This is a genomic window from Luteolibacter sp. Populi (genome assembly GCF_040801775.1).
Classification (GTDB): Bacteria; Verrucomicrobiota; Verrucomicrobiia; order Verrucomicrobiales; family Akkermansiaceae; genus Haloferula.
On the sequence record NZ_CP161812.1, the window covers coordinates 1,309,344 to 1,333,717 of the forward strand.

The 24,374-nt window shown below is 62.6% G+C and carries 11 protein-coding genes, 2 tRNA genes and 3 rRNA genes; 4 read left to right on the forward strand and 12 right to left on the reverse strand.

What is annotated here, in order from left to right:
- Positions 1-183 precede the first annotated feature (183 nt).
- The 3 genes from ABWK72_RS05100 to ABWK72_RS05110 all read right to left on the reverse strand — a co-directional run bounded on the left by ABWK72_RS05100 (position 184) and on the right by ABWK72_RS05110 (position 5,672).
- Positions 184-4,356, reverse strand: coding sequence for a cadherin domain-containing protein (locus ABWK72_RS05100; RefSeq protein ID WP_367873707.1), 4,173 nt, complete (start codon positions 4,354-4,356; stop codon positions 184-186).
- A gap of 239 nt (positions 4,357-4,595) precedes the next feature.
- Positions 4,596-5,183 (reverse strand): hypothetical protein, encoded by a 588-nt coding sequence (locus tag ABWK72_RS05105; RefSeq protein WP_367873708.1) that lies wholly within the window; start codon positions 5,181-5,183, stop codon positions 4,596-4,598.
- Positions 5,184-5,249: 66 nt separating this feature from the next.
- Complete coding sequence (locus ABWK72_RS05110; RefSeq protein WP_367873709.1) at positions 5,250-5,672, reverse strand: hypothetical protein; 423 nt, start codon at positions 5,670-5,672, stop codon at positions 5,250-5,252.
- A 47-nt stretch (positions 5,673-5,719) separates the two neighbouring features.
- On the opposite strand from ABWK72_RS05110, the gene ABWK72_RS05115 reads away from it, so the two are divergent.
- Together ABWK72_RS05115 and ABWK72_RS05120 are read left to right on the forward strand one after the other, a co-directional pair.
- Complete coding sequence (locus ABWK72_RS05115; RefSeq protein ID WP_367873710.1) at positions 5,720-6,724, forward strand: SAM-dependent methyltransferase; 1,005 nt, start codon at positions 5,720-5,722, stop codon at positions 6,722-6,724.
- Between the two features lie 7 nt (positions 6,725-6,731).
- Entirely contained in the window at positions 6,732-7,454 is a 723-nt protein-coding gene (locus tag ABWK72_RS05120) for a L,D-transpeptidase (protein WP_367873711.1), read from the forward strand.
- An 11-nt stretch (positions 7,455-7,465) separates the two neighbouring features.
- Here the strand turns inward: ABWK72_RS05120 and ABWK72_RS05125 are convergent, their stop codons facing one another.
- From ABWK72_RS05125 to ftsH, 8 genes are all read right to left on the reverse strand, one after another.
- A complete protein-coding gene (locus tag ABWK72_RS05125; RefSeq protein WP_367873712.1) occupies positions 7,466-8,701 on the reverse strand; it encodes an MFS transporter in 1,236 nt (411 codons plus the stop codon).
- 560 nt (positions 8,702-9,261) lie between these two features.
- Entirely contained in the window at positions 9,262-9,435 is a 174-nt protein-coding gene (locus tag ABWK72_RS05130) for a hypothetical protein (protein ID WP_367873713.1), read from the reverse strand.
- A gap of 145 nt (positions 9,436-9,580) precedes the next feature.
- A 5S ribosomal RNA gene (rrf, locus tag ABWK72_RS05135) occupies positions 9,581-9,696 on the reverse strand.
- Positions 9,697-9,965: 269 nt separating this feature from the next.
- Positions 9,966-12,800, reverse strand: a 23S ribosomal RNA gene (locus ABWK72_RS05140).
- 258 nt (positions 12,801-13,058) lie between these two features.
- Positions 13,059-13,135, reverse strand: a tRNA-Ile gene (locus ABWK72_RS05145).
- A 70-nt stretch (positions 13,136-13,205) separates the two neighbouring features.
- Positions 13,206-13,281 (reverse strand) — tRNA-Ala (locus ABWK72_RS05150).
- 193 nt (positions 13,282-13,474) lie between these two features.
- Positions 13,475-14,994: ribosomal RNA gene (locus ABWK72_RS05155) — 16S ribosomal RNA — on the reverse strand.
- The 16S, 23S and 5S rRNA genes sit together here with 2 tRNA genes alongside, the layout of an rRNA operon.
- Before the next feature lie 1,666 nt (positions 14,995-16,660).
- Complete coding sequence (gene ftsH, locus ABWK72_RS05160; RefSeq protein ID WP_367873714.1) at positions 16,661-19,009, reverse strand: ATP-dependent zinc metalloprotease FtsH; 2,349 nt, start codon at positions 19,007-19,009, stop codon at positions 16,661-16,663.
- A 160-nt stretch (positions 19,010-19,169) separates the two neighbouring features.
- Between ftsH and ABWK72_RS05165 the strand changes: the two genes are divergently transcribed.
- Complete coding sequence (locus ABWK72_RS05165) at positions 19,170-22,664, forward strand: ATP-binding cassette domain-containing protein (RefSeq protein WP_367873715.1); 3,495 nt, start codon at positions 19,170-19,172, stop codon at positions 22,662-22,664.
- A 340-nt stretch (positions 22,665-23,004) separates the two neighbouring features.
- Here the strand turns inward: ABWK72_RS05165 and ABWK72_RS05170 are convergent, their stop codons facing one another.
- Positions 23,005-23,412, reverse strand: a complete 408-nt coding sequence (locus tag ABWK72_RS05170; protein ID WP_367873716.1) for a hypothetical protein — start codon at positions 23,410-23,412, stop codon at positions 23,005-23,007.
- Positions 23,413-23,433: 21 nt separating this feature from the next.
- Between ABWK72_RS05170 and ABWK72_RS05175 the strand changes: the two genes are divergently transcribed.
- Positions 23,434-24,051: a hypothetical protein gene (locus ABWK72_RS05175; RefSeq protein ID WP_367873717.1), complete on the forward strand. Its 618-nt coding sequence runs from the start codon at positions 23,434-23,436 to the stop codon at positions 24,049-24,051.
- The last annotated feature ends 323 nt before the right edge of the window (positions 24,052-24,374 follow it).

A 24,374-nucleotide genomic window follows, 5' to 3' on the forward strand; every position in this document is an offset into this window, starting at 1 on the left:
GTGATGGAGAGCGCTGCCGGGGTGGCTTCTGCGGGGCAGAGCCTCCGCGGTCCCGGGGGGCAGGCATGGGGCGGAGAGGATGGGTATTGTTCACCTTTGCAGCGCCCCTCGCAGCAGGCTGCATTGGGACAGCGGCAGCAGGCTGCACGCAGTCCACGGCGGCTGCGCCGCGGAAGGCGAATCCTAAGGCCCCTTGAGACGCATGAATTGCTGGCCCGGTCCCGGCGCGACCTTGATCACCATGCGGGAGATTCCGGGTGCCACCGGTGTGATCGAGACCACCTCGTAGTCGGCGGGGATGAGGTCGGCCCAGGCATCGAGCGCGGGGGAGGACTGCACTTGGTAGTCCTCTCCTAACAGGAAGCCGTTGCGGACGTTCCATCCGAAGAGGTGTTCCGCCGGATCTCCAGCGATCTGATAGAGGGAGGCTTCCGCGTCGTCCGCGATGAGCGGCTCGCCGCCGCTCAGGAACTCGAAGAAGTCCTGGGAGCCGTCGCCATCGCGATCGTCCGGGCTAAGGCCGAACGCAGCCTCCCACAGATCGAAGATGCCGTTGCCATCCGCATCCGCCGTGGCGTCGGGGCTGGTTTCGTCGATCAGGTCGACGATCACGCCGTGATTGAGGACGCCGGGATTCGGCGTGAAGTGATCTGACACCTGGATCGTGAGAAGATGCTGCGCCTGGCGCTCGAAGTCGATGATCCCGTTCACCAGAAGCTCACCGGTGGCGGGGTTGATCGAGAAGAGGCGGTCCTCGTTGCCTGCGGTGATTTCGTAAGTGAGCAGGGATTGGTCAGCCGTGCCTTCCCGGACATCGGGGTCCACAGCATCGGCAAGACCGAGGATCGAGCCGACGCCGGCGTTCTCGGAGAGATTCGTGGCGGCAACGCTGCCCGGGGCTGCTGCTGGCGGTTGGTTCGCGTAGTGGTCGATCCACTCGCCGATCATCGCGATGGCATCGGGGTCGAAGACGTTGGTGGCGAGCGGCGGCATCTGCGAGTAGCCGTTGAAGCTGCCGTTGACCGCGGTACGGGCGTTGATCTTGTTCCAGATCGCGGAGTTCGCCTTGTCGCCGGGGCGGATGATGTGGTCGGTGAGATCCGGGGTGGCCTCGCTGACCGGGTGGCCGTAGAGCAGGTGCGTCTCCGCGAGCGTGAGCTGCGGGCGGGCGTCCCAGGAATCCGGGGCCGAGCCGCCGGGCTGGTGACAGTAGGAGCAATTCACGGCGAGGTAAGAGCGCACGCGGGTTTCGAGGTCCACCCCGGTTTCGTCCGGGCGATGGTGGCGTGGCAGCTCCGCGGGATCGCCCGAAAAGCCGGCGAGGTAACCGCTGTTAGAGAGCAGGGAGATCAGGTTGCCGCTCTGGCCGGCGATGGTGTTCGGCAGGTTGAACTGCCGGGTATTCATGCTCAGCGCATGGCCCGCCGTCGCGGTGTGGCAGGTGTTACACTCGGCACGCGAGGGAATGTGCCAGGTGATGTTGGAAGGGGCGCCGCTCGGATCGAGGTAGTCGATCGGGAAGTCCTCGCCGCCGTTTGCCACCAGGGTCGCCTCGGTTCCCTCCGCGTTCCAGCGGTAGGCGACGCCGTAGGCTCCGGCGTTGTTGCGGACCAGCACGCGGGTCTCGAGGCGCTTCTTCACGGTGCCGGGATGGCTGCGGTCGAGGTCGAAGTCGAAGTGCTTGACCCAGATCATGCCCTCGGGGAAGGCCCAGTTGCCCTCCGCCGCGTAGCCGATGGTGTCGCTCAAATTCTTGATCGCGAACCAGCGCGACTTGTCCGCACTGTCCGACCAGAATTTGAGATTCGGCTCGTAGGGCACGACGCCGGGATTGGGTCGTAGATCTGTTAGATCCGCAAAGATCCCGAGCTGCGAGAGCGTGGCGGGATAGTCCTCGCCCTGGGCCGCCTGCAGCGTGATGCGCATGACCCGGCCGCTGCCGCTGTTCTCCAGCACCAGGATGTCCTTCGTCACCGGATCGATGTGGAAGTCCACGATCAGGTTCGAGCTCAGGCGCAGGTCGGTGAGTTCGACCACATTGCCATCCCGCCCGATGCTCCAGATACGGCCGGAGCCGTAGTCGCCGCAGACGTAGCGGTTGGTCAGCGGGGCCAGCGCGGTATCGCGGTAGAAGACACCGCCGGTCGCCGAGTTGTTCCCGGCGGAATGGAGGTAGGTGAAGAGCGGCGGCTTGTGCGGCGTGGTGCCGGAGGGCATCGAGGGGTGCGTGACTCCGGGGTTCAGGGCATTGCCCTCGTAGAAGGACCACCCGGCATTCTGGCCCTTCTTGAGGATGGTGAATTCCTCCCAGGTATCGCGGCCGACATCGCCGATCCATGCCTCGGTCTCGCCGGTGCCGTCTTCCACATCGAGGTGGAACTTGAAGGGATTGCGCAGGCCCACCGCCCACATCTCGGTGCGGACGTCGGGCAGTTCGCCAGAGAGATCGACGCCATTGAACTGGCCGTCCCAAGTCCCGCCGAGGCTGGTGTGGATGAAGGGATTATCCGCCGGCACGCGGAAGTTCGGGCTCTGCGCCGAATCGAGGTAGAACTGGTAATTTCCCGCGCCATCCAGACCCCCGCCCGCGGCGATGGCGTAGTGCGGGTTCGGCTTCGGATTGGTGGAGGCGGGATCGAGATCGATCCGCAGCATCGAGCTGTAGAAGTCCTTGGTGAGCCGCTGGCCATTGCGGTAGGGATCCCCCTGGTCACCCTCATCGCCGAAGGTCAGGTAAAGGTAGCCGTCGGGGCCAAATTTGCAGTCGTTGATGCTGTGGAAGAGGTGCTGCTCGGCAATGTTCAAATAGGGATACTCGGTGGCCAGGGCGGTCAGGTTTTCAGCGGGCGCCATCCCGTTCGCCACCGCATCGGCGATGTGCGCGGGTGCCAAGGTGAAGCGGGAAACGCGCAGGTCGGTCGCGATCACCGGATCGGGAAGGCCGTCGCGATCGAGATTGGGCATCACGTCGAAGACCGTTTGGCCCGGGCCGGGCTGCGGCAGGCGCGAGGCATTCCCTTGATAGTTGATGATGATGTGTCCGGTGGTCGCGAAGTCGGGGAAAGCTTCGATCGAGTAGATGCTGCGGCCGCGGGTGAAATTCGAGAGCGAGGCGACATCCAGCACCTTGTGCTTGGTGGGATTCGGGAGCGTGGAATCCGGCACATACCAGACCGAGCCATCGATCGAGGCGACCAGCAGCGCCGCGGGAACTCCCGGCACGGAGGTCATGCCGACCGCGCCGGAGAAGCTCACCCCGGGCAATCCATTCTTAATCGTAAGGGTGCCCGCCGAGGTGGTCGGCGGCCCGGGCGGCACGCTCAGCGTGGTATTCGCCAAGCGCAGGCTAGCACTGATGCCGACATGGACGTCCGCCTCCGCGGCATGCCCCCCGCCCTGCCGGGTGATCCGGTAGCGGAAAACATCGCTGCCCGCCGCGGTGCCGGCATGCTTGTAGATGAGCTTGCCCGAGGCGGCATCGAACTGCGCCGTGCCATGCGCAGGACCGGAGATGATGACCAGCGAAGCGGGATCGATATAGCCGGTGTCATTGGCCAGGGGATTGAAGCCGATCGCACCGCCGACACCGACTTCCACCGAATCATCGTGAGCGACCGGCAGCGTGCCCGCGATCAAGGGCAGGCCGAGATTCTCGCCAGTGTTGTCGACGTAGATGTTGTCGAAGTAGACGTCCTGTCCGGTGGACTGGATCAGCATGAAGGTCTGCATCGGGTTTGCGGCGAGGCCGTTCCGGAAGCCGAAGTTGTCGGCGACCTTGACCTTGCCGGTCGAGCCGGCCGGCGATTCGACATACATGTCCACGTTGTCCGCGGCATTGTTCACCACCAGCCAGACGCGCATCCAGGAGCCCGAAGCGAAGTCATGGCCGGTATCGGTGAATCCCAGGCCGTTGCGCGGACTGATGTCGCCATTGGACCAGCGGAACTGCGCTTCCATCGCGGCGTAGTCGTTCGGAGCGAGGACATCGGAGAGCCCGGCGCTGATATTCGCGGCACCCGCCCCGGCCGGCGCGAGGTAGGCCTCGAAGAAGAGCGTGCCGGTGGTATTGTTCGCGATCTGCCTGGCGGGACCGAGCAGCTTGTAGATGTCATTGCGCGCGCCGACCTGGGCCCGCGCGACCACGCCCCGCCCCGATGCCGCGGGGTCATTCACCGCGAGACCATTGGTCGGAAGGTCCTGCACCCAGCCATTAATGCCCGTGATGCTGCTGCCGACCGTGAAGCTGCTCTCGAAATTCTCGAGCAGGCTCCAATCCGCGGTGGCGGTGCCGGGACCTGCCGCCAAAGCAAGGGCAGCAGCGAGCGTGGCTCGCCACAAAGGGGTCGATGGGTTCATGGGCGGGTCGGGTTCAGGCGGCTACGATGAGCGCCGTACCACCGGAGAACCTGTGAAGGGCTGGTCGAATCCGGCCGCTACGGGGCGCTGCCTGAAAGGGTCCGGGGGCTTGGATGGGTTTCATCCTTCCTACCAAGAAGTCCCTGAGCAGCAAGCAAAATCTGTATGACAGCCGCGTCAGCCGAGCGAACGTGTTCCATAAAATTGCACAATCCGTCCGCTCCCTCGGGAGCTTATGATCACTGGCCTGGGGCCGCACCGCCGCCAGCGGGAGGTGCTGCGGGATTCTCGGCGCTTTCGCTGACGCGGAAGTATTTCTTCTCGGAAGTCGGGTAGGTCGGATCGGCCACCAGGCGTCCCGCCGGGATGCCCCTCACATCGACGATCTTGTTATTGAAGGGACTGAAGACCATTCCCGGTTGCCCGGGCACGGGCAGGCCAACCTTGATCTCATTCTTTTCCTCCTCAACGCCCTCCGGCACCGCGAACTTCTTCGATTCGTCGCCGGGGAATTTGGGATCCTGCACCAGATCTCCGGGCGCACGGCCTGCCACATCGACGGCCTCGTTGCTGAAAGGACTGATCACCTTGCCGGGCTGGCCCGCGGCCACGGAGGCCTCCGGCGGCTTGCGCGGCTTGCCGGAGCGGACGCTGCTCTTGCCGTCCTTCGATCCTACCGCACTCCCGCCATCGTCTGCCGCAGAAGGTAAGGCGGATGAGGCATGCTTCCCTTTCGCCGGGCTGCCACCGGCAGCTTCCTCCGCGGGCTTGTCATTGCAGGCGGAAAGCACGAGAGGCAGCGCGAAGATAAGTCCTTTTCCCTTCATAGGGTGAGAGATGACGCCCGCACCCCTCCTTCCGTCAAGCGAGATCGATGGCACAACCCGAGGGACTCAAGGCTCTTCCTTGGGTTCCCGCGGCGGATTCGGACGGATGAGGACTCCCGGATCGAGAAGCCGCGAGGGATCATTCGCACCATCCGACATCTCGGGCACCCGGAAGTATTTCTTCTCTTCGATGGGGTAGGTGGGATCGGCGACGAGGGTGCCGGGGGCGTAGCCCTTCACATCGATATGCCTGCCATTGTAAGGGCTGATCACCATGCCGGGCATGTTCGGCACCGGCTCGGCCACCGGCGGCTTCTTCTCGACCAGCACGGAGCCGTCGTTGCCCTGCTTCGGATCGGTCCCGTTCTTCTGCTCGGCGGCGGGGTGCTTCCCACCGCCATTGCCGGAGCCATTGGGGCGCGCCTCTCCCTTTCGCTCGCAACCGGCGAGCGAGAGCAGCAAGATCGCGGCGACGCAATGCCCCTTCACCCTCTAGAGATGGGAGAGGGATCGGAACGCGTCAAGCCGCCCCACCGATGAATTCCCAGAACTGGCCATGGAAGCCGGGCGAAAGCCTGCGCTTCGACCGTTTCATGGACCTGGCGCTCCACGATCCGGAGCGCGGCTACTATGCGCGCCGGATTCGCGGGGTGGGCCGCGGCGGCGATTTTACCACCACACCGATGCTCACGCCGGCGCTGGGAAAAGCCGTGGCCGCTTGGGCGGAAAGCGCGATGCGCGCGACCGGCTGCCGGGATCTGATCGAGCTCGGCCCCGGCGAGGGGCTGCTGGCGCAGGCGGTGCTCGCGGGCCTGCCGTGGCTGCGGCGGATGCGCGTGCGGCTTCATCTGGTCGAGCGATCCGTGCCGCTCCGCGAGAAGCAAAGGGCGCGCCTGGGAAGCAAGGTGCGGTGGCACGAGTCGATCGAAGCCGCGCTTGAAGCCTGCCAGGGCCGGGCCTGCATCTATTCGAACGAGTTTGCCGATGCCTTCCCGGTCCGGCGCTTCCGGCGCGAGGCCGCGGGGTGGTCCGAGCTGCATTTGTCACCGGCCGAGGCATGGCGCGGCTGCGACGAACTGCCGGATTCCTCGGCTTCCGAATTGCAGCACTCCATCGGACAAGTGGTGGAGGTCGGCGAGATGTATCATCGTTGGCTCGAGGGCTGGCTGCCATCGTGGCAAGCCGGCCGGATGCTGACCCTCGACTACGGCGCGCCGATCGGAAGGCTCTACCACCGCCGCCCCCGGGGCAGCGTGCGCGCTTACCTCATGCAGCAGCGGCTCGAAGGCCCGGCCATCTACGAGAATCCCGGTCGACAGGATCTCACGGCCGATGTGAATTTCACCGACCTCCAGCGTTGGGCCGCCCCGTGGCTTGAGACCGTGAACCTCGTTTCGCAACGCGACTTCCTGCTGGCTCACGCGGACGCTTCGCAAGCCGGCGATGCCCATGCGATCGATGCGCAGGGAGCAGGCGCAGCCTTCCTCGTGCTCGATCAAGCGCCCCTCCCGGCCTTGCGCCGTGGCCCGGATGCGGCATGATAGAGGCGTGATCCGTCTGCTCGCCATTTTCATCGCCACCATCCTTTCAGCCGCGGCCTTCGAGCTGCCGGGCAAGTCTTCCCAATGCGTCGTCGGCACGGCGAAGAATTGGGATACTTCGACGGTCACGCTGAAGGCCTACGAGAAGCGGGACGGCAAGTGGGTGCAAGTGATCGGCCCGTGGCAAGGCCGCCTCGGGCGCGATGGATTGGTCTGGGGACTCGGGATCAATCCCCTGCCCGCGGGTGTGAAGGTGAAGAGCGAGGGCGATTGGCGCGCTCCGGCCGGGGTCTTCCACATCGGCGGGGCCTGGGGCTACGATGCGGAGATCAAGAAGAACCCGAAGCTCTTCTATCGCCAGGTGACATCCCGCGACCTGTGGGTCGAGGACGCCGCATCGCCGAGCTACAACAAGCACATGGTGCTCGACCACGATCCGACCACCGCCTGGGAAAAGAAGCAGCAGATGAAGCAGGGCGACTATCCGCATTCGCTGAAGCTCTTCATCGCCCACAACGCGCCGCCGAAAGTTTCACCGGGTTCCGGCAGCGCGATCTTCTTCCACATCTGGCGCGGCGGCGGATCGAAGCCGACGGCCGGCTGCACGACGATGGAGGAAGCGAAGCTGCGGCAGCTCGTCGCGTGGATCGATCCGGGCAAGCAGCCGGTCTACGTGCTCCTGACGGAAGCGGACTATGCGGCGAAACGGGCGGAGTGGAAGCTGCCTTGAATTCCGATATCCTACGCGGCCGCTTCTTCCTTGGAGGCGACCATCCCGTGATAGAAGATCGCGAGGATCGGCACACAGACGACGATGCACGCGCACTGGATCCACCAATAGGCTGACCAGCCGCCGTGGCCGGCTCCCACCGTGAAATCGTGGAGCTTTACGCCAAGCAAGGTCCCGATCACGGAACCCACGCCATTGCTTGCCAGCGAGAGCAGGCCCTGCGCCTGGGTTCGCATTCCGGGTTCCACCCGGCGGTCCAGGAAGAGCTGCCCGGTGATGAAATAAAGCGTGTAGCAGAGACCGTGCAGCGCGATGCCACCGATCAGCCAGGCGCTGCCGCCGGTGATTCCGGCGATGGCGAAGAGGGCATAGCGCAGGGCGGATAGCAGCAGCGCGACCATCAGCACGGTCTTCACCCGGAAGCGGGTCATCACCACCGTCATCAAGAGCATGGCGGCGATCTCGCTGATCTGGCCGATGGTCATTGTGGCCGTCGGCGTCTTGTTGCCCAACTCTAACAGGTGCATCGGCGTGTGCATGAAGAACACCGCAAGCGGGATCGAGAGGAGCATCGTGACCGAGAAGAAAACCAGATGGTCCCGCTCCCGCAGGAGGCGGAAGGCATCCAAGCCTAACAGGGTCCGCCATGACCGGGAACTTCCCAGCGGCGGCGTGTCGGGAAGAAAGAACGCAAAGATCCCGCACGAGCAGCGCGTGATCGCCGCAGCGTAGCCGGCCTTCGGTGAGGCATCCGCGAAAATCACGTAGCTCGTGATGAAACCTGCCGCCATCCAGCCGAGAGTGCCGCCCAAGCGCACGACTGGAAATTCCCGCTCGCCGGATTTCAGATGCGCCATCGCGATACTGGCGAGCATGCTCGACATCGGTGCCGAAGCGATCGAGCCGCAGGCCAGCAGCACAATGAAGGCCCATGGCGCGCCGCCGTGATCCAGCACCGCAAAGGCGCAGGCCAGGAAAATAGCGCCGAGTATCCCGCTGCATCCCACCACCCGCTGCGCGGAGAAACGATTGTCCGCCAGGGCTCCCACAATGAGTGGCGAAACCATCGAGGCCACCGGGCCGGCGAGGAAGGCGCGCGAAAGCCACTCGCTGCCGAGCCCCTTCGCATGGAGAATATTCGGAATCGCCGGCGTGTAGTAGCCCGGTGCCATGCCCCATAGGAAGAAGGCGACCCACAACCCGCCGATGACCGCCGGGGCGGTGCGGGGAGGCTGGAGTCCGGTCACGCGCGGAAACTAGCGATCCACCCGTCACGTGCAAGAACCGCGGGAAATTGATGCGGCCACTAGGATCCCGTGAAGGACAGCAGCCCCGATCACTGCCGGCCCCCACCTGGAGCGCCGCGGCACCACCCGGCAGAGTGATCCCCGGGATGCCATGTCTGCCGACCGTTCCGCAGCATCGGAGCGGCACTCTCCATTCCATCCCCGTGATGTCCCCTGCCATCGGGGGTAGCTTCTGCCGGGCCGTGCCGCGGCGGCTCCCAGTGGGGCTGCCACCGTGTTGAGCACGAAAATAATGGCTCTCCGTCAGTTCGCTGAAGCTATTCGAGGAAGCTCCCAATGCGGATCGATGCCCCCCTTTGCGGCGCAGCCGCTTTGGAGCACCTGAACCGCGCTGAAGGGGTGTGGAGCATGGAGTAACTCGAAAAAGAGGTTTTACTGAAAACCAAAGGGTTATAATTCTTGTTACTCGGGAGTGCGGCGGGCATCGCCGCTTTCGTGCGGTGTTGATTGGAGAACGCCGTCACGAATCCACCTCTTCGTTTTCCCCTTTTGGAAGCCGGTCAAGCGTCCTGCGCCTTCAAAAAGATCCGCAGCAGTTCAAAGCGTAATGGCAGGGGCAGGACGAAGGCGAATCCAATACGGCGTTCTCCAGTCCAGATCGCCCTAAAGCGGCGATGCCCGCCGCACTCCAAAGCGGCTGCGCCGCCCTCTTGGGCAGACGTATCGTGATCCATCAGCAAATCTGACGGAGAGCCAAAATAATGTGGGTAACCGGCAGACCCACCGCACCGCACCGCGCGGCACCGGCTCGGGCCTGCAATCCTCCCATCCGTGCACAAAAAAGCGCCCGGCCCCGATGTTACTCGGGGCCGGGCGAATACCTGGCGGCGACCTACTCTCACAGGACCTGTCGTCCCAATACCATTGGCGCTGCAGCGTTTCACTTCCGGGTTCGGAATGGGACCGGGTGGTTCCACCGCGCTCTGGCCACCAGAGGGCGGCCCTGTTGTCGATCAAGCGATCGGGTCAGGGCCGGGACTCTGGAGGTCGTAGCGGGCCGGGGAAGTTGATGGTTTCAAGTTGACGGTTGATGGTCGGAACCGAAGCCCGGACTATCAACAATCAACCCTTCACTATCAACTTTCACTTTCATGCTTGCCGCTCTCTGGCATCCGCACGGAGATCTTCGTCTTTTATCAAACCTCAATTCGTCCACTTGGTGAGCCGTTGCACGGTCGCTTGCCGAAACAAAGCGATTCCGAACGGAATCAAGCCAGACGGATGATTAGTACCGGTAAGCTGCATATGTTGCCACACTTCCACTTCCGGCCTATCAACGTGGTAGTCTTCCACGATCCTTCAGGGAAAACTCATCTTGGGAGGAGCTTGGCGCTTAGATGCTTTCAGCGCTTATCTCTTCCGAACTTAGCTACCCGGCCATGCCCTTGACAGGACAACCGGTGCACCAGAGGTTCGTCAATTCCGGTCCTCTCGTACTAGGAATTGAACCCCTCAGTTTTCCTGCGCCCACAGAGGATAGAGGACCGAACTGTCTCGCGACGTTCTGAACCCAGCTCGCGTGCCGCTTTAACCGGCGAACAGCCGGACCCTTGGGACCTTCTCCAGCCCCAGGATGCGACGAGCCGACATCGAGGTGCCAAACTTCGCCGTCGATATGAACTCTTGGGCGAAATCAGCCTGTTATCCCTAAGGTACCTTTTATCCGTTGAGCGACGGCAATTCCACATTCTACCGCCGGATCACTTAGGCCGACTTTCGTCTCTGCTCGACTTGTAGGTCTCACAGTTAGGCGGGCTTATGCCTATGCACTCGACACATGGTTGCAGACCATGCTGAGCCCACCTTCGCGCTCCTCCGTTACTCTTTGGGAGGATACCGCCCCAGTAAAACTGACCGGCTGACACTGTTTCCCGCCCGGTTTCACGGGTCGGGGTTAGATCTTCCAACACCCAAGGGTGGTATCTCACTGTTGACTCCCCGATCCCCTAAAGAACCGGATCAACGTCTCCCACTTATGCTGAGCATGAGAATCGAAAAACCAATGACAGCTTACAGTTAAGGTCTATAGGGTCTTTCCGTCCTTCTGCGGGTAGGCGGCATCTTCACCGCCATTACAATTTCACTGAGCACCTGGTTGAGACAGTGCCCAACTCGTTACACGATTCGTGCAGGTCGGAACTTACCCGACAAGGAATTTCGCTACCTTAGGACCGTTATAGTTACGGCCGACATTCACGGGGACTTGGGCTCAGAGCTTCGCCTTGCGGCTAACCCCTTACCTTAATCTTTCCGCATTGGTCACGTGTCACACCCTATACTTGGACTTGCGTCTTGGCAGAGTGCTGTGTTTTTGCTAAACAGTCGGTTGGGCCATTTCACTGCGGCCCCACTCGCGTGGGGCACCCCTTCTTCCGAAGTTACGGGGCTAATTTGCCGAGTTCCTTAACCAGGGTTCACTCTTGCGCCTTGGTATATTCTACCCACCCACCTGTGTCGGTTTACGGTACGGGTTGCTTAGCATACATAGGGGCTTTTCTCGGCACCAACTCCAATCATGCGGATCGGCCGTAGCCTCACCTCGGAATTCAATCACCTAGTGATCTTCATTGATGCGTCCTCCCTACTTAAGTTTCGCAAGTGCAGGAATATTAACCTACTGTCCATCGCCTACGCATATCTGCCTCGGCTTAGGTCCCGACTAACCCCGGGACGAAAAACGTAGCCCGGGAAACCTGGGGTTTACGGCGGGCCGGGATTTCACCGGCCTTATCGTTACTCATGTCTGCATCCTCTCTTCCCAACTCTCCAGGGTCAGTCGCCATCACCCTTCAACGCGTTGGGAATGCTCCTCTACCGCGCCCATCCAATGGATGAACACCCAGAGCTTCGGTATAACGCTTATCGCCAATCATTTTCGGCGCAGGATCTCTCGATGAGTAAGCTATTACGCACTTTTTAAATGGTGGCTGCTTCTAAGCCAACATCCTCACTGTCTGTGAAATCCCACATCCTTTCCACTTAGCGTTATTTAGGCACCTTAGCTGCTGATCAGGGTTGTTTCCCTTTTGACGATGAAGCTTATCCCCCACCGTCTCACTGCCGCGCTCCACTCACCGGTATTCGGAGTTTGATAGGGTTTGGTAGACGGGTATGCCCCCTAGCCCTTTCAGTGCTCTACCCCCGGTAATCAGCACGCGACGCTGCACCTCAATGCATTTCGAGGAGAACCAGCTATCACGGGGTTTGAATAGCCTTTCACTCCTACCCTCAAGTCATCCGAGAATTTTTCAACATTCACCGGTTCGGTCCTTCACGTCGTATTACCGACGCTTCAACCTGCTCAAGGGTAGATCACCTCCGCTTCGGGTCCAGCACGTGCAACTATGGTCGCCCTATTCGGACTCGCTTTCGCTGCGCCTCCGTTCCGGAAGAACTTAGGCTTGCCACACATACTGACTCGCAGACTCATTAAGCAAAAGGCACGCAATCACAGCCGAAGCTGCTCTTACACCTTGTAGGCACAGGGTTTCAGGTTCTATTTCACTCCGCTCGCAGCGGTTCTTTTCACCTTTCCCTCACGGTACTGGTTCACTATCGGTCGCTAACTAGTATTTAGCCTTACGCCGTGGTCGGCGCAGATTCACACAACGTTCCACGTGTGCTGTGTTACTCAGGAACTCCCTAAGGCCTCTTCGGATTTCGATTACGGGGATTTCACCCTCTCTGTCGGAACTTTCCAGGTCCTTCATCTATCGTCCGAGGTCCCATGACGGGGTCCTACAACCCCGGGAGCAAGCTCCCGGTTTGGGCTGATCCGCTTTCGCTCGCCACTACTTACGGAATCGATTCTCTTTCTTTTCCTCCGGTTACTGAGATGTTTCACTTCACCGGGTATCGCGTGTCTTTCCCTATTTGATTCAGGAAAGAACGATGGCGTATTAACACCATCAGGTTACCCCATTCGGAAATCTCCGGATCAAAGCGTGTTTGCCGCTCCCCGAAGCTTATCGCAGCTTATCACGTCCTTCATCGCCTGTTAGCACCAAGGCATCCACTCTGTGCCCTTTAAAGCTTGATTCCAAATGTTCGAAATCAGCTCGTTCGTGCAACGCACCTGCGCCCAGCCGTAAAGTGGTGCGCGGTTTGCGTTGCGGCCGGGTGAGTCAACCCCCGGCAAATCTACTTTGTTTTCATATACCAAGACCGCGCAAATAATGGCTCATGTGAACAATTGATTTTTTGCAGTCTGTAAAAAACTGTTATCTCCATGCGGATGTCAAAGAGCGGCAATGCCCTCACAAGTCTGTTATCACGTTCTTCGATCCATTCCGGGAAGTGGTGGGCCTGATAGGACTCGAACCTATGACCCCCGCCTTATCAAGGCGGTGCTCTAACCAACTGAGCTACAGGCCCAATTAATTTTCCGGGACCCGTTTTGCCTCTTGGGGGTTACCCGCGAGACCCGAGACGGATCCTGAAAAGATGGTGGAGGTTAACGGATTCGAACCGTTGACATTCTGCTTGCAAAGCAGACGCTCTACCAACTGAGCTAAACCCCCTCTCGAAGGAGGATTGAAGAAGAAGAGGACGAAAGCCAAATCGTGCGTTGCGAACCATCCGGAAGTCATACGGATGTAATACATTGTTGCGGTCCGCTTTCGCTCGCCGCGATGCCCTTCCCCAACCTTGCGGCTGTGGTGGCGGGCATCGACCTGTCGCAGTGACTCGTGAAAGTTTGCGACTACTCCATAGAAAGGAGGTGATCCAGCCGCAGGTTCCCCTACGGCTACCTTGTTACGACTTCATCCCAGTTACCAGCTTCACCTTAGGATCGTACGATACTTCGGGTGCTACCGGCTTCCATGATGTGACGGGCGGTGTGTACAAGACCCGGGAACGTATTCACGCTGCCGTAGCTGATGCAGCATTACTAGCGATTCCGGCTTCATGGAGGCGAGTTGCAGCCTCCAATCCGAACTGGGCCCAGTTTTGCAGATTTCCTCCACCTCGCGGTCTCGGTTCTCATTGTGCTGGGCATTGTAGTACGTGTGCAGCCCAAGGCGTAAGGGCCATACTGACCTGACGTCGTCCCCACCTTCCTCCCAGTTGATCTGGGCAGTCTGACTAGAGTCCCCACCATTACGTGCTGGCAACTAATCACAGGGGTTGCGCTCGTTGCGGGACTTAACCCAACATCTCACGACACGAGCTGACGACGGCCATGCAGCACCTGTGGAAGTCCCCCGAAGGGTCACACGCTTTCACGTGCTTAGAAATCCATGTCAAGCCTTGGTAAGGTTCTTCGCGTTGCATCGAATTAAGCCACATACTCCACCGCTTGTGCGGGTCCCCGTCAATTTCTTTGAGTTTTAGCCTTGCGGCCGTACTTCCCAGGCGGCACGCTTAACGCGTTAGCTCCGGCACAAGGGGGGTCGAATCCCCTCACACCAAGCGTGCACCGTTTACTGCTAGGACTACAGGGGTATCTAATCCCTTTTGCTCCCCTAGCCTTCGAGCCTCAGCGTCAGATGTTGTCCAGTAGCTCGCCTTCGCCACGAGTGTTCCTATCGATATCCACGCATTTCACTGCTACACCGATAATTCCAGCTACCTCTCCAACCCTCAAGCACGGCAGTATCGGATGCAGTTCCGGGGTTGAGCCCCGGGATTTCACATCTGACTTACCACGCCGCCTACGCTCCCTTTACGCCCAGTGATTCCGAACAACGCTTGGGACCTTCGTATTACCGCGGCTGCTGGCACGAAGTTAGCCGTCCCTTCCTCTTTGGATACTATCAACCCTGTCGGCTATTCACCGCCAGGTCTTACTCTCCAATGACAGGAGTTTACAATCCGAAGACCTTCATCCTCCACGCGGCGTTGCACCATCAGGGTTTCCCCCATTGTGAATTATTCTCGACTGCTGCCACCCGTAGGTGTCTGGACCGTGTCTCAGTTCCAGTGTGCCTGATCATCCTCTCAGACCAGGTACCCGTCGTCGCCTTGGTGGGCCGTTACCCCGCCAACTAGCTGATAGGCCGCGAGCCAATCCTGCAGCGGCAGCCTTGCGGCCACCTTTACCCTTGCGGGACCATGGGGTATTAATCCGCCTTTCGGCGGGCTATTCCCCACTGCAGGGCATGTAACTCACGTGTTACGCACCCGTGCGCCACTGACCAAAACGGTATTGCTACAATTTTGATCCGTTCGACTTGCATGTCTTAAACACGCCGCCAGCGTTCGTTCTGAGCCAGAATCAAACTCTCCGTAAAAAACGTATGTTGACCGTCCGAAGACGGCCATCAAATTGAACCGTCCGGTCTTCCACCCCACAGGGGCTTCCCTCCGGACGCCGCATGCCCTCTTTCAGGCACGCAACGCACAATTTGGCCTTTTCCTCTTCACCCGGCTTTTTTCGAATGGCACGGGACTTGCTTCGGTAGCCCCAAGGACTCTCTCCGCTTCGTCTCCGCACCTCCTTGGGCCGGGCCATGCTTGTGAAAGATCTTCTTTCGAGGGGACTAAAAAGCCGATCGGGTTCTTTTGGAACCGCGATCGACTCTCGTCTCTCGCGTCGCTAGCGTTGCGGCGACGGGGAGACCCTAGGCCCCCGGACCGGGTCGGGTCAATATCTTTCCAGAGGGTTTTTCCGATTTTTTCACGGGATCGCGTAAGCACGGGGGTTCCACGGGGACTCTTTTTTCCATGGAACACACGGCCCGGAGGACCAATCCCCACGCCAAGGCGTCAATCCGGCGAAAATGGGCCCGAAAACGCGGTCTCCGGGGGGATTTCCGGGTTCAACAGGGGCGGGAGCGTCCCGGAGGAGGCCGCGGGAGTCCCGGAACACCTTGGGAAGCGGTTGAATTACTACAGATATAGTAGCATGGAACCACCCCGCCTCGATCCGGCACCATTCTACTACGTTACCCCCACCGCGTTCTTCAGGGCCAAGGGCCCGCCACGATACCAGCATGGGGCGCGAGCCCCATGTGGAATGTGCACAGGTAACGCGGGCTGTATGCCCGCACCATCGCGCTCACCGGGGATGATGCACCGACCGGCGATGGAACGGGCCTTCAGCTCTCCTTTCCCTCCCGCGCCTTCCCCTGGGCCTCGCGGCCCAGGCTTGTATGGAGCGGGCCTGTGGCCCTGAAGAGGCGGACCCGAGGACAAGATGTAGGTAACGATCCACGCGCCAGCGCCCGGGACCGCGGAGGCTCTGCCCCGCAGAAGCAGCCGGAGCAGTGCTCCCCATAGCGCGATGGCAATGGATAGCGCCGTCGCTTTGCTGCGCGCCTTCTCCTGCTGCAGGCAGCGAAGCACCGGGTGTGGCGAGCCGCGGACGGAGCGAGGGATACGGAGCTCTCCGGTCCTTCACGGCAGCAGGCTGCCTGCCCACAGCGGCAGCAGGCTGCGCGCAGTCCACGGTCGCTGCGCGACTCCCGTTCCGGGGACTTGGCGGTGAGTATTGCTTTTCCGGTTCGCCTTCCGCGGCTTCGCCGCCGTGGACTGCGTGCAGCCTGCTGCCGCTGTGGGCAGGCAGCCTGCTGCGAGGGGCGCTGCAAAGGCGTAGCATACCCATCGCCTCCGCCGCATGCCTGCCCCCCGGGACCGCGGAGGCTCTGCCCCGCAGAAGCAACCATGGCAGCGTTACACATCGCGTGGGAATGATGGAGAGCGCCGTCGCTTGGCTGCTTACCTTTGCGTGTCCACTGCAACGAGGGACCATTCTGCGGGCCGGTGGCTCCGCGCTCCCAGGGAAAGAGCCGTCCGTGAGGCACACACCGCCCCCCCGTCCTCCCCCGCACCCGACACAGCCCCTTGGAAACGCTGGCGGGCCTTCCCGGCCTTCTCTCCCCTTCCCCTTCAAAGCAAAGACGCGGCATGGTTTCCCATGCCGCGTCTTTCAAATTCTACCTGCTCCCGCAGGAGATCTCAGGCCGGAGCGCCGACCACTTCACCGGGCAGCGGACCGCCGTCATCCGGCTTGTCCTCCGCCGGCTTCTGGACCGGCTTCTTGCGGAATTCCTCGGGCACCGGCGGCGGCTTCGGCGCGCTCGGCGGATTGCGCATCTCGCCGTGATCGATGAGATCCTTCAAGTGCGCGGCATCGAGCGTCTCGAATTCAAGCAACGCATTGGCGATGAGTTCGACCTTGTCCTTGCCCTTGGTCAGGATGTCGGTGGCATGGTCGTAAGCCTCGTCGATGAAGCGCTTGATCTCGGCGTCGATCACCCGGGCGGTATCCTCGGAGTAATTGCGGCCGCGTGAGACATCGCGGGCCAAGAAGACCGGGCCGTCGCCATCGCCATACTCGATCATGCCGAGCTTCTCGCTCATCCCCCACTCGCAGACCATGTGGCGGGCGAGCGAGGTGGCTTGGCGGATATCCCCGGAAGCGCCGTTCGAAACGTCGTCGGTGATGAAGGCTTCGGCAATCCGGCCACCCATGGTGACCACAAGGTTCGCCAGCGCTTCCTTGCGCTGCGTGGAATACTTGTCGCCCTCGGGCAGATACATCGTCGCCCCGAGGTAGGGACCGCGCGGAATGATCGTCACCTTGTGCAGCGGGTGCGTGTGCGGCAGCACCATGGTCACGTAGGCGTGGCCGGCCTCGTGCCAGGCGGTGCCGATGCGCTCCTTGTCGGACATCGCCAAGCTGCGGCGCTCGCGGCCCCAGCGGACCTTGTCACGCGCTTCCTCCATCTCGGAGATGGTCACGGCGGAGAGCCCGCGGCGGGCGGCGAGAAGGGCCGCCTCGTTGATCAGGTTCGCCAGTTCCGCACCGGAGAAGCCGGGAGTGCCGCGGGCAATGATCCCGAGGTCGGTGCCCGGGGCCAGCTTGATCTTCTTCACGTGGACGCGGAGGATCTCCTCGCGGCCATTCACATCGGGCAGCGAGACGGTCACCTGGCGGTCGAAACGGCCGGGACGCAGCAGCGCCGGGTCCAGCACGTCGGGACGGTTGGTCGCCGCGATGATGATCACGCCTTCCTGCGTATCGAAGCCGTCCATCTCCACCAGGAGCTGGTTCAGGGTCTGCTCGCGCTCGTCGTGGCCACCGCCCATGCCATGGCCGCGGTGACGGCCGACGGCGTCGATCTCATCGATGAAAATCAAGCACGGCGCATGCTTCTTGCCCTGCTCGAACATGTCCCGCACGCGGGAAGCACCCACGCCGACGAACATTTCGACGAAGTCCGAACCGGAGATCGAGAAGAAGGGCACGTCCGCCTCGCCGGCGATCGCGCGGGCCAGCAGGGTCTTGCCGGTGCCCGGAGGGCCGACCATCAGCACGCCCTTCGGGATCGAGCCGCCGAGCTTCTGGAATTTCCGCGGATCGCGCAGGAAATCCACGATTTCCCACAGCTCTTCCTTGGCTTCCTGGATACCCGCCACGTCCTTGAAGGTGACCTTGTTATGATCGCGGGTCAGCAGCTTGGCCTTCGATTTGCCGAAGGACATCGCGCCCCTGCCCGCCGCCTTCATTTGCTGGCGGAAGAGGAAGAAGAGCAGCAGCACGATCAGCAGGACCGGCAGGAACGTGAAGATCGCGCTCTTCAGGAAATCATTGTCAGCCTTGAAGATCCCGTTCTTGGACAGAAGGTCGCCCATCTGGTCGCCCAGGATCAGCAAGGGAGCCACCACCTCGAAATGCGTCGGCGTGGCCTTGGAAGGATCGAATTCCGAACCCACCGGAACCTTCTGCGCACCCACCACCGTGCCGTTCTCCCCGTTGGTCGAATAGACCACCAGCGGCGTCGCCTCGTCGAACTCCTTCAGCGCGGCGATCCGCCTGAAACCTTCCTCGGACAGCAGCACCGGCTTGATGTCTGCTTCCGCCTGGGTCTTCTCCACGGCATCCGGCAGCGGCTTCTCCAGGACTTGGAAAGGCACCTTATCGCCGAGCAGCGCGGGCAGCTTGGAAAGCTGCACATTCGCGAGGAAGGGCCGCACCGTGCCGGGCACCTCATCCTTGGAGCGCAGCGGCTTGTCATACACGTAGCCGTCGATCGTCGCGTTGTAAGCACTGTCCTTGGTCGAAACCTTGAAGACATGCTTCGGGTCGTCGAAAATGACCCGACCTTGATCCAGGGCCGTTTTGAACTCGGCGTAGGTGAAGGATTTGACGCTCGGATTGACCGCGCCATTCATGAAGGCGAGGCCGAGGATCAGGAAAGCCGCACCGAGAAGAATGGCGAGGCGCCAGTTGAATCCGGGCGGGTCGTTAGGTCCGCGCGTGCCAGGGCCCTGCGGCGGACGGTTCTGAGGTGAATCTGACATGGTTATATAGGAGCGGCACCTGCCGGAACTCGCGGGATCATAGCATCACCGCGCTGGACCTGCAAAGGGCGCGACAGGGTAGCGCCACTTAACCGAAAGAAAACCCAATTTTTTCGGGCAGTCTTGCCCGCCGCCCGGCCCTTTGCCATGCATGGGCCGGATGGATCGAGATGCGCCGACGGATGACGCCCACGAATCGCGCAACGGGGCGGGTTCCTGGTGGCGCGCTTTGAGGTCCCGAAAGCGGGGCGGATCCTCCGGTTCCCGCATCCTCGCCCTGCTGGTCGATGCCTTCACCGGCTTCGCCACCCTCGATGGCCGGATGGATGCCGAGGAGGCCGATCTGATCCTCGACCTGCTCCGCAGCGCCTTCCCTGAAGCCGACCACAGCTGGCTCGCCCGGCGGGTCCAGAAGGCGGTCCGCGACCAGAAGCCGCTCGCCCGCACCGCATTGGACCTCAGGGAGTTGCTGGACGACAGCCAGAAAATGGCAGTCGGCCTCCAGCTCTACACCCTGGTCGATGCGGTCGGTCGCTCCGAGCGCAGCCGCGCCTCCTTCGAGGTCTTCCTGCGGCGGCTCGGTCGCCCGGACCAGGCCCGCCAGATCCTCGCGGAAATGAGCGGCGACGCTCCCGCCGAGCACCCCGGATTCGAGCGCCTGATCTTCTCCGCGGATGACGATGCGGAAGTCCGCCTCCCGGAGCAGGCCAGCGGCCACGCCTTCCGGGTTTACCGGGCCTCCGACCTCCTGCTGGTCCGGAATACGGGCGAAAATCCCCTCTGGGTCCGCGGCCGGTCCCTCGACAGCGGGGCCTTCCTGCGGATGCGGGAGCGCCAGCAATTGGTCGTCCCCGGCTGGACCCTGACCTGCGAGGACCTCGTTTTCTTCCTGAATGTGAAGCTCACCGGCAATCGCCCGGCGATCTTCCTGGCCACCACCGACGAGGGCCTGACCAGCGAGCGCGCCCGCAGCCGCCAGAGCGCCGTGCGAATCCGCTTCGGCCTGGAGGCGGAGGTAGAAGCGCTGCGACCGACGACCATGGTCGTGGACGGCCACGGCCTGATGAAGCCGGGCAAGCCGCTCTTTTGCAGCAATCACGAGCGCCTCTCCGACCCCTCCGGCTTCTCCACCACCGTCGATGCCCTGCGGCGGCGGCGGGTCGAGGCAGGCGGGCGCTTCCGGCTGGAGGCCGACCAACGCGACTTCCGGGTCTCCAATGACCCCTCGGTACTCGAGCGCGGCGACCTGCTGCTGGCCCCCGGGCTGGCACCGCGGGTCGTCCTGCGCGTCCGCTTCGACCTCGAGCGCCGCACCGGCAATCTCTTCGTCCGCGAGGCAGAGGACGTGGTCACCGCCGACGGCCTGCCGGTGAAGAATTCCGCGTCCCTGCGCGAGGGCTCGATCATCCGCCTCTCCCGCACCCAGGCCCTGCGCTGCCGCTTCAGCGAAGGCATCATCGACGAGGAGCGCAACCTGATCGAATCCCTCCGCGCCCAGGATATCATCCACGAGTTCGTGCCCGGCGTCCGCGCGCTCGATAATGTCAACTTCGAGATCGGGCGCGGCGAGATGATGTGCATCATCGGCCCCAGCGGCAGCGGCAAGAGCACCCTCCTCTCCGTCCTCGCAGGCCAGATCGAGCCGACCCGCGGCAGGGTCCGCCTCAATGAATCCTCGCTCTATCAGAATCGCCTCGAGCTGATCCGCTTCATCGCCTACATGCCGCAGGAGGAGGCGCTCAATCCCCAGCTCACGGTCGTCGAGCACCTCCGCCACGCCACCACCGTGCGCCGGCCCTTCCTCTCCGCGGAGGAAGTCGGCAGGCGCGCCCACGGCATCATGGCGGAGCTCGGCCTGCAGGCCATCGGGCGGCGGCGCGTCGGCTCCCCGGGTGAGAAGACCCTCAGCGGCGGCGAGCGCAGCCGCTTGAATCTCGGCCTCGATCTCGGCAGCCCGGCGGAGGTCTTCCTCTTCGATGAACCGATCTCCGGCCTCTCCTCGAAGGACTCCGAACACGTCGCCGAGACCCTGCGCTCCCTCGCCCGGGACAAGATCGTCATCGCCTCCCTCCACCGCCCCGGCGCGAAGGTGATGAGCCTCTTCGACAAGGTGCTGCTGTTAGACAACGGCGGCAAGCTGGCCTTCTACGGCACGCCCCTCGCGATGATCGCCTACTTCCGCGAGATGGCGGAAGAATACTCCATCGCCCACCCTTCCGTCGCGGAGAATGCCCCGCTCGGCGCGGATTTCGTCTTCGATATCCTGGAGACGCCGCTCGCGCAGATCGGCGGCGGCCAGAATCCCACCGCGGCCCGGCGCTTCCCGCCGAACTTCTGGCAGGAACGCTTCGAGAGCCAGGCGCTGGTGAATTCGCTCGGCGAAGTCGCACCGCCCTCGCGCATGGAACGGCTCGCGAATTCGCCCCTGCCCTCGATGAAGGGCAAGGCCGGCGCGAGCCACGCGATCAAGCGCTCCTTCGCCGTTTTCTCCACCCAGTTCCAGCGCTCCTTCCTCTCGAAGTTCCGCAACCGCGGCACGCTTTACTCGACCCTGTTAGAGGCACCCCTGCTCGCACTCTTGATCGGCATCACCCTGCGCTCGTCGAAGCAGGGCGGCTACGAATTCCCCACCGCGCTCCACATCCCGGCCTATCTCTTCCTCTCGGCCACGGTGGCGATGTTCCTCGGCCTGACCAACTCGGCCACCGAGATCCTGCGCGACCGCCCGCTGCTGCGGCGCGAGCGGAATTGCCGGCCGAATCCCGTGCTCTACGTCGCGGCCAAGTTCTGCGCCCTCGGCTTCGTCGCCGCCGCCCAATGCCTCGCCTACACCGCCATCGGCCACTGGATCCTGGAGATCCGCGGCACCATCCCCAGCCAGTGGCTGTGGATGACTCTAACAGCATGCACCGGCACCGGCCTGGCCCTGCTCGTTTCCTCACTGGTCAGGACCGAGCGCGCCGCGCTGACCGCGGTGCCGCTACTGCTGGTCCCGCAGATGCTGCTGGCCGGTGCCCTGGTCCCCTTCCGCGAGATGAACCGCGGGCTCTTCGAGAACCGGGAGCTCGAGCGCGAGCGCGGCGGCACCCCCGTCCCCTCCCGCTTCATGCCCCTGCGCCATGCCTACGAGGCCATGGTCGTGACCCAGGCCACCCGCAATCCCTACGAGGTCGAGCGCATCCGCATCCAGCGCCGCGTCGATGCGATCAAGGAGATGGAGAGCACCCTGCAACCCGCCGTCGAGGAACGCCTGCAGCTCATGCTGGAGTCCCTGCTCAAGCTCGGTGCCGCCGAAGCCCTCAACGCTCCGGACGCCCGCGACCTCGCCGAACGCATCACCGACCTCGCCCGCCGCGGCACCCGCCTCGAGGTCGAATCGATCAAGGTCCAGACCCCCGACAAGACAGCCCGCCCGATCTCGGAGTTCTTCGTCAACGACCGCATCGACCTGCTAATCCGCGAGGCCGAGACCTTCCGCCTCGACTACCGCAATGCCGAGAAGCCCCGCCTCATCTTCCTCGGCCTCAAGAAGCCCTTCGGCAACGACTGGATCGACACCCTCGACTACGACGCCATCCTCCTGATCCTCGTCATGCTCGCCTGCGGCGGCAGCACCGCCGCGGTCCTGGGGATCCAGAATCGGCGGACGAGGTAGCTTCGTGATGTCTCACGGACGGCTCTTCCCCCGGGAGCGCGGAGCCACCGGCCCGCAGAACGGTAGCGGCGCAGCCCGCCATGACACCCGGTAAGGTGCCTTCCGCGGCGCAGCCGCCGTGGAGTGCGTGCAGCCTGCTGCCGCTGTCGGCAGGCAGCCTGCTGCCGTGAAGCACCGGAGAGTTCCGTATCCCACGCTCCGTCCGCGGCTCGCCACACCCTGTGCTTCGCCTTCGCAGTGCCCCTTGCAGCAGGCTGCATCGGGACAGCGGCAGCAGGCTGCACGCACTCCACGGCGGCTGCGCCGCGGCTGTCGAATCTGCCCTTCAGCCCACCCCCCCTCACGCCTCCCTCGGCTTCGCCGCCTGCCTCAACGCAGCCGCGATCTCCGCAACAGCCGCCGCAGTCAGAGGCCGCGGCATCACCGTCCCGAGCACCAGACAACCGAAAGGCGTGTCCACCGGCACCACTTCCAGCACGGCGTTCGATCCAATCTTCACGTGGACATTCCCCGCCTGCCCCGCCACCGGGCGGTAAGCTTGAGCCAAACTGCGGGCCAAGAAGTGGAGCTTGCCGAAAGCAGGATCCTCCATCACCGGCTTGCCCTCGCGATCAAGAATGAAGACCCCCTGCGCGCCGGTGTGGCGGATCAGCTGGTCGCGGAACCTCGCCAGCCGCTCCAGCAGCGGACCGCGGTGGAAAACAATGGAGTTCCCTACTCTCCCGTGCGAAGATCGGCTCGTGCCCATCGACGCGAGAACCCCGGAAGCATGGAAAACCCCCCAAGAGCGCAGGGAACAATTTCTGCAAGGGAACTCATTGCAATCCTCTCGCCCACCCGCCGACCGCCGACCTACGGACAAGTCTTCCAATCCGAAGCCGAAGTCCAAAGGCAGCTCGAAGCATTAAGGCGATGGGCCGAGCGGTCCGGTAGGATCATCGACGATGAGTGGGCCGCCGATTTACGGGCGGGGGTAGAAGGGGGCGGTGAGGAACACTTCGTCTATTTTGCACAAGGGGCCGAATTCGTAGTCAAGGAAACCCGTCCTGACTCCTGGGCGAGCGGAGCCACGGCCGCTCAATATTTCGCGCGATGGGACGACGTCGGGAAGTTGTGGCCGAAGCTTGAGGCGGAAGTCATCGGCATCTCCGGAAAATCGATCTGGACGAGGCAGAAATTTGTCGATGGTGACAACTACATCGATAGGGCAGAATTCGAGGCCGATATGGCAAAAGCCGGGTGGGATAAGACCGGTCTCAACCGCTTCCGCCATGCGGCAACAGGTGCCGAAATCCGGGATGCAAAGCCGAGCAACGTGATTCGCGGACGAGACGGAACGCCGTGGCCTATCGATGTGATTGTCGATTCGACCGGCAGCATCAGTTGAACGAATAACTCGTCAGCCCCCCTACGCCTCCCGCGACTTCGCAGCCCGCCTCAGCGCCGCAGCCACCGTGCCCCCCGGCAAGGTGCCTTCCGCGGCTCCGCCGCCGTGACACCCGGGTAAGGTGCCTTCCGCGGCGCAGCCGCCGTGGACTGCGTGCAGCCTGCTGCCGCTGTCCCGATGCAGCCTGCTGCAAGGGGCGCTGCAAAGGGCAGCACGTGGGATTACCTTTACCGGTGACGGAGAGGTGGATCAACAGGGTCCGGTGCTTCACGGCAGCAGGCTGCCTGCCGACAGCGGCAGCAGGCTGCGCGCACTCCACGGTC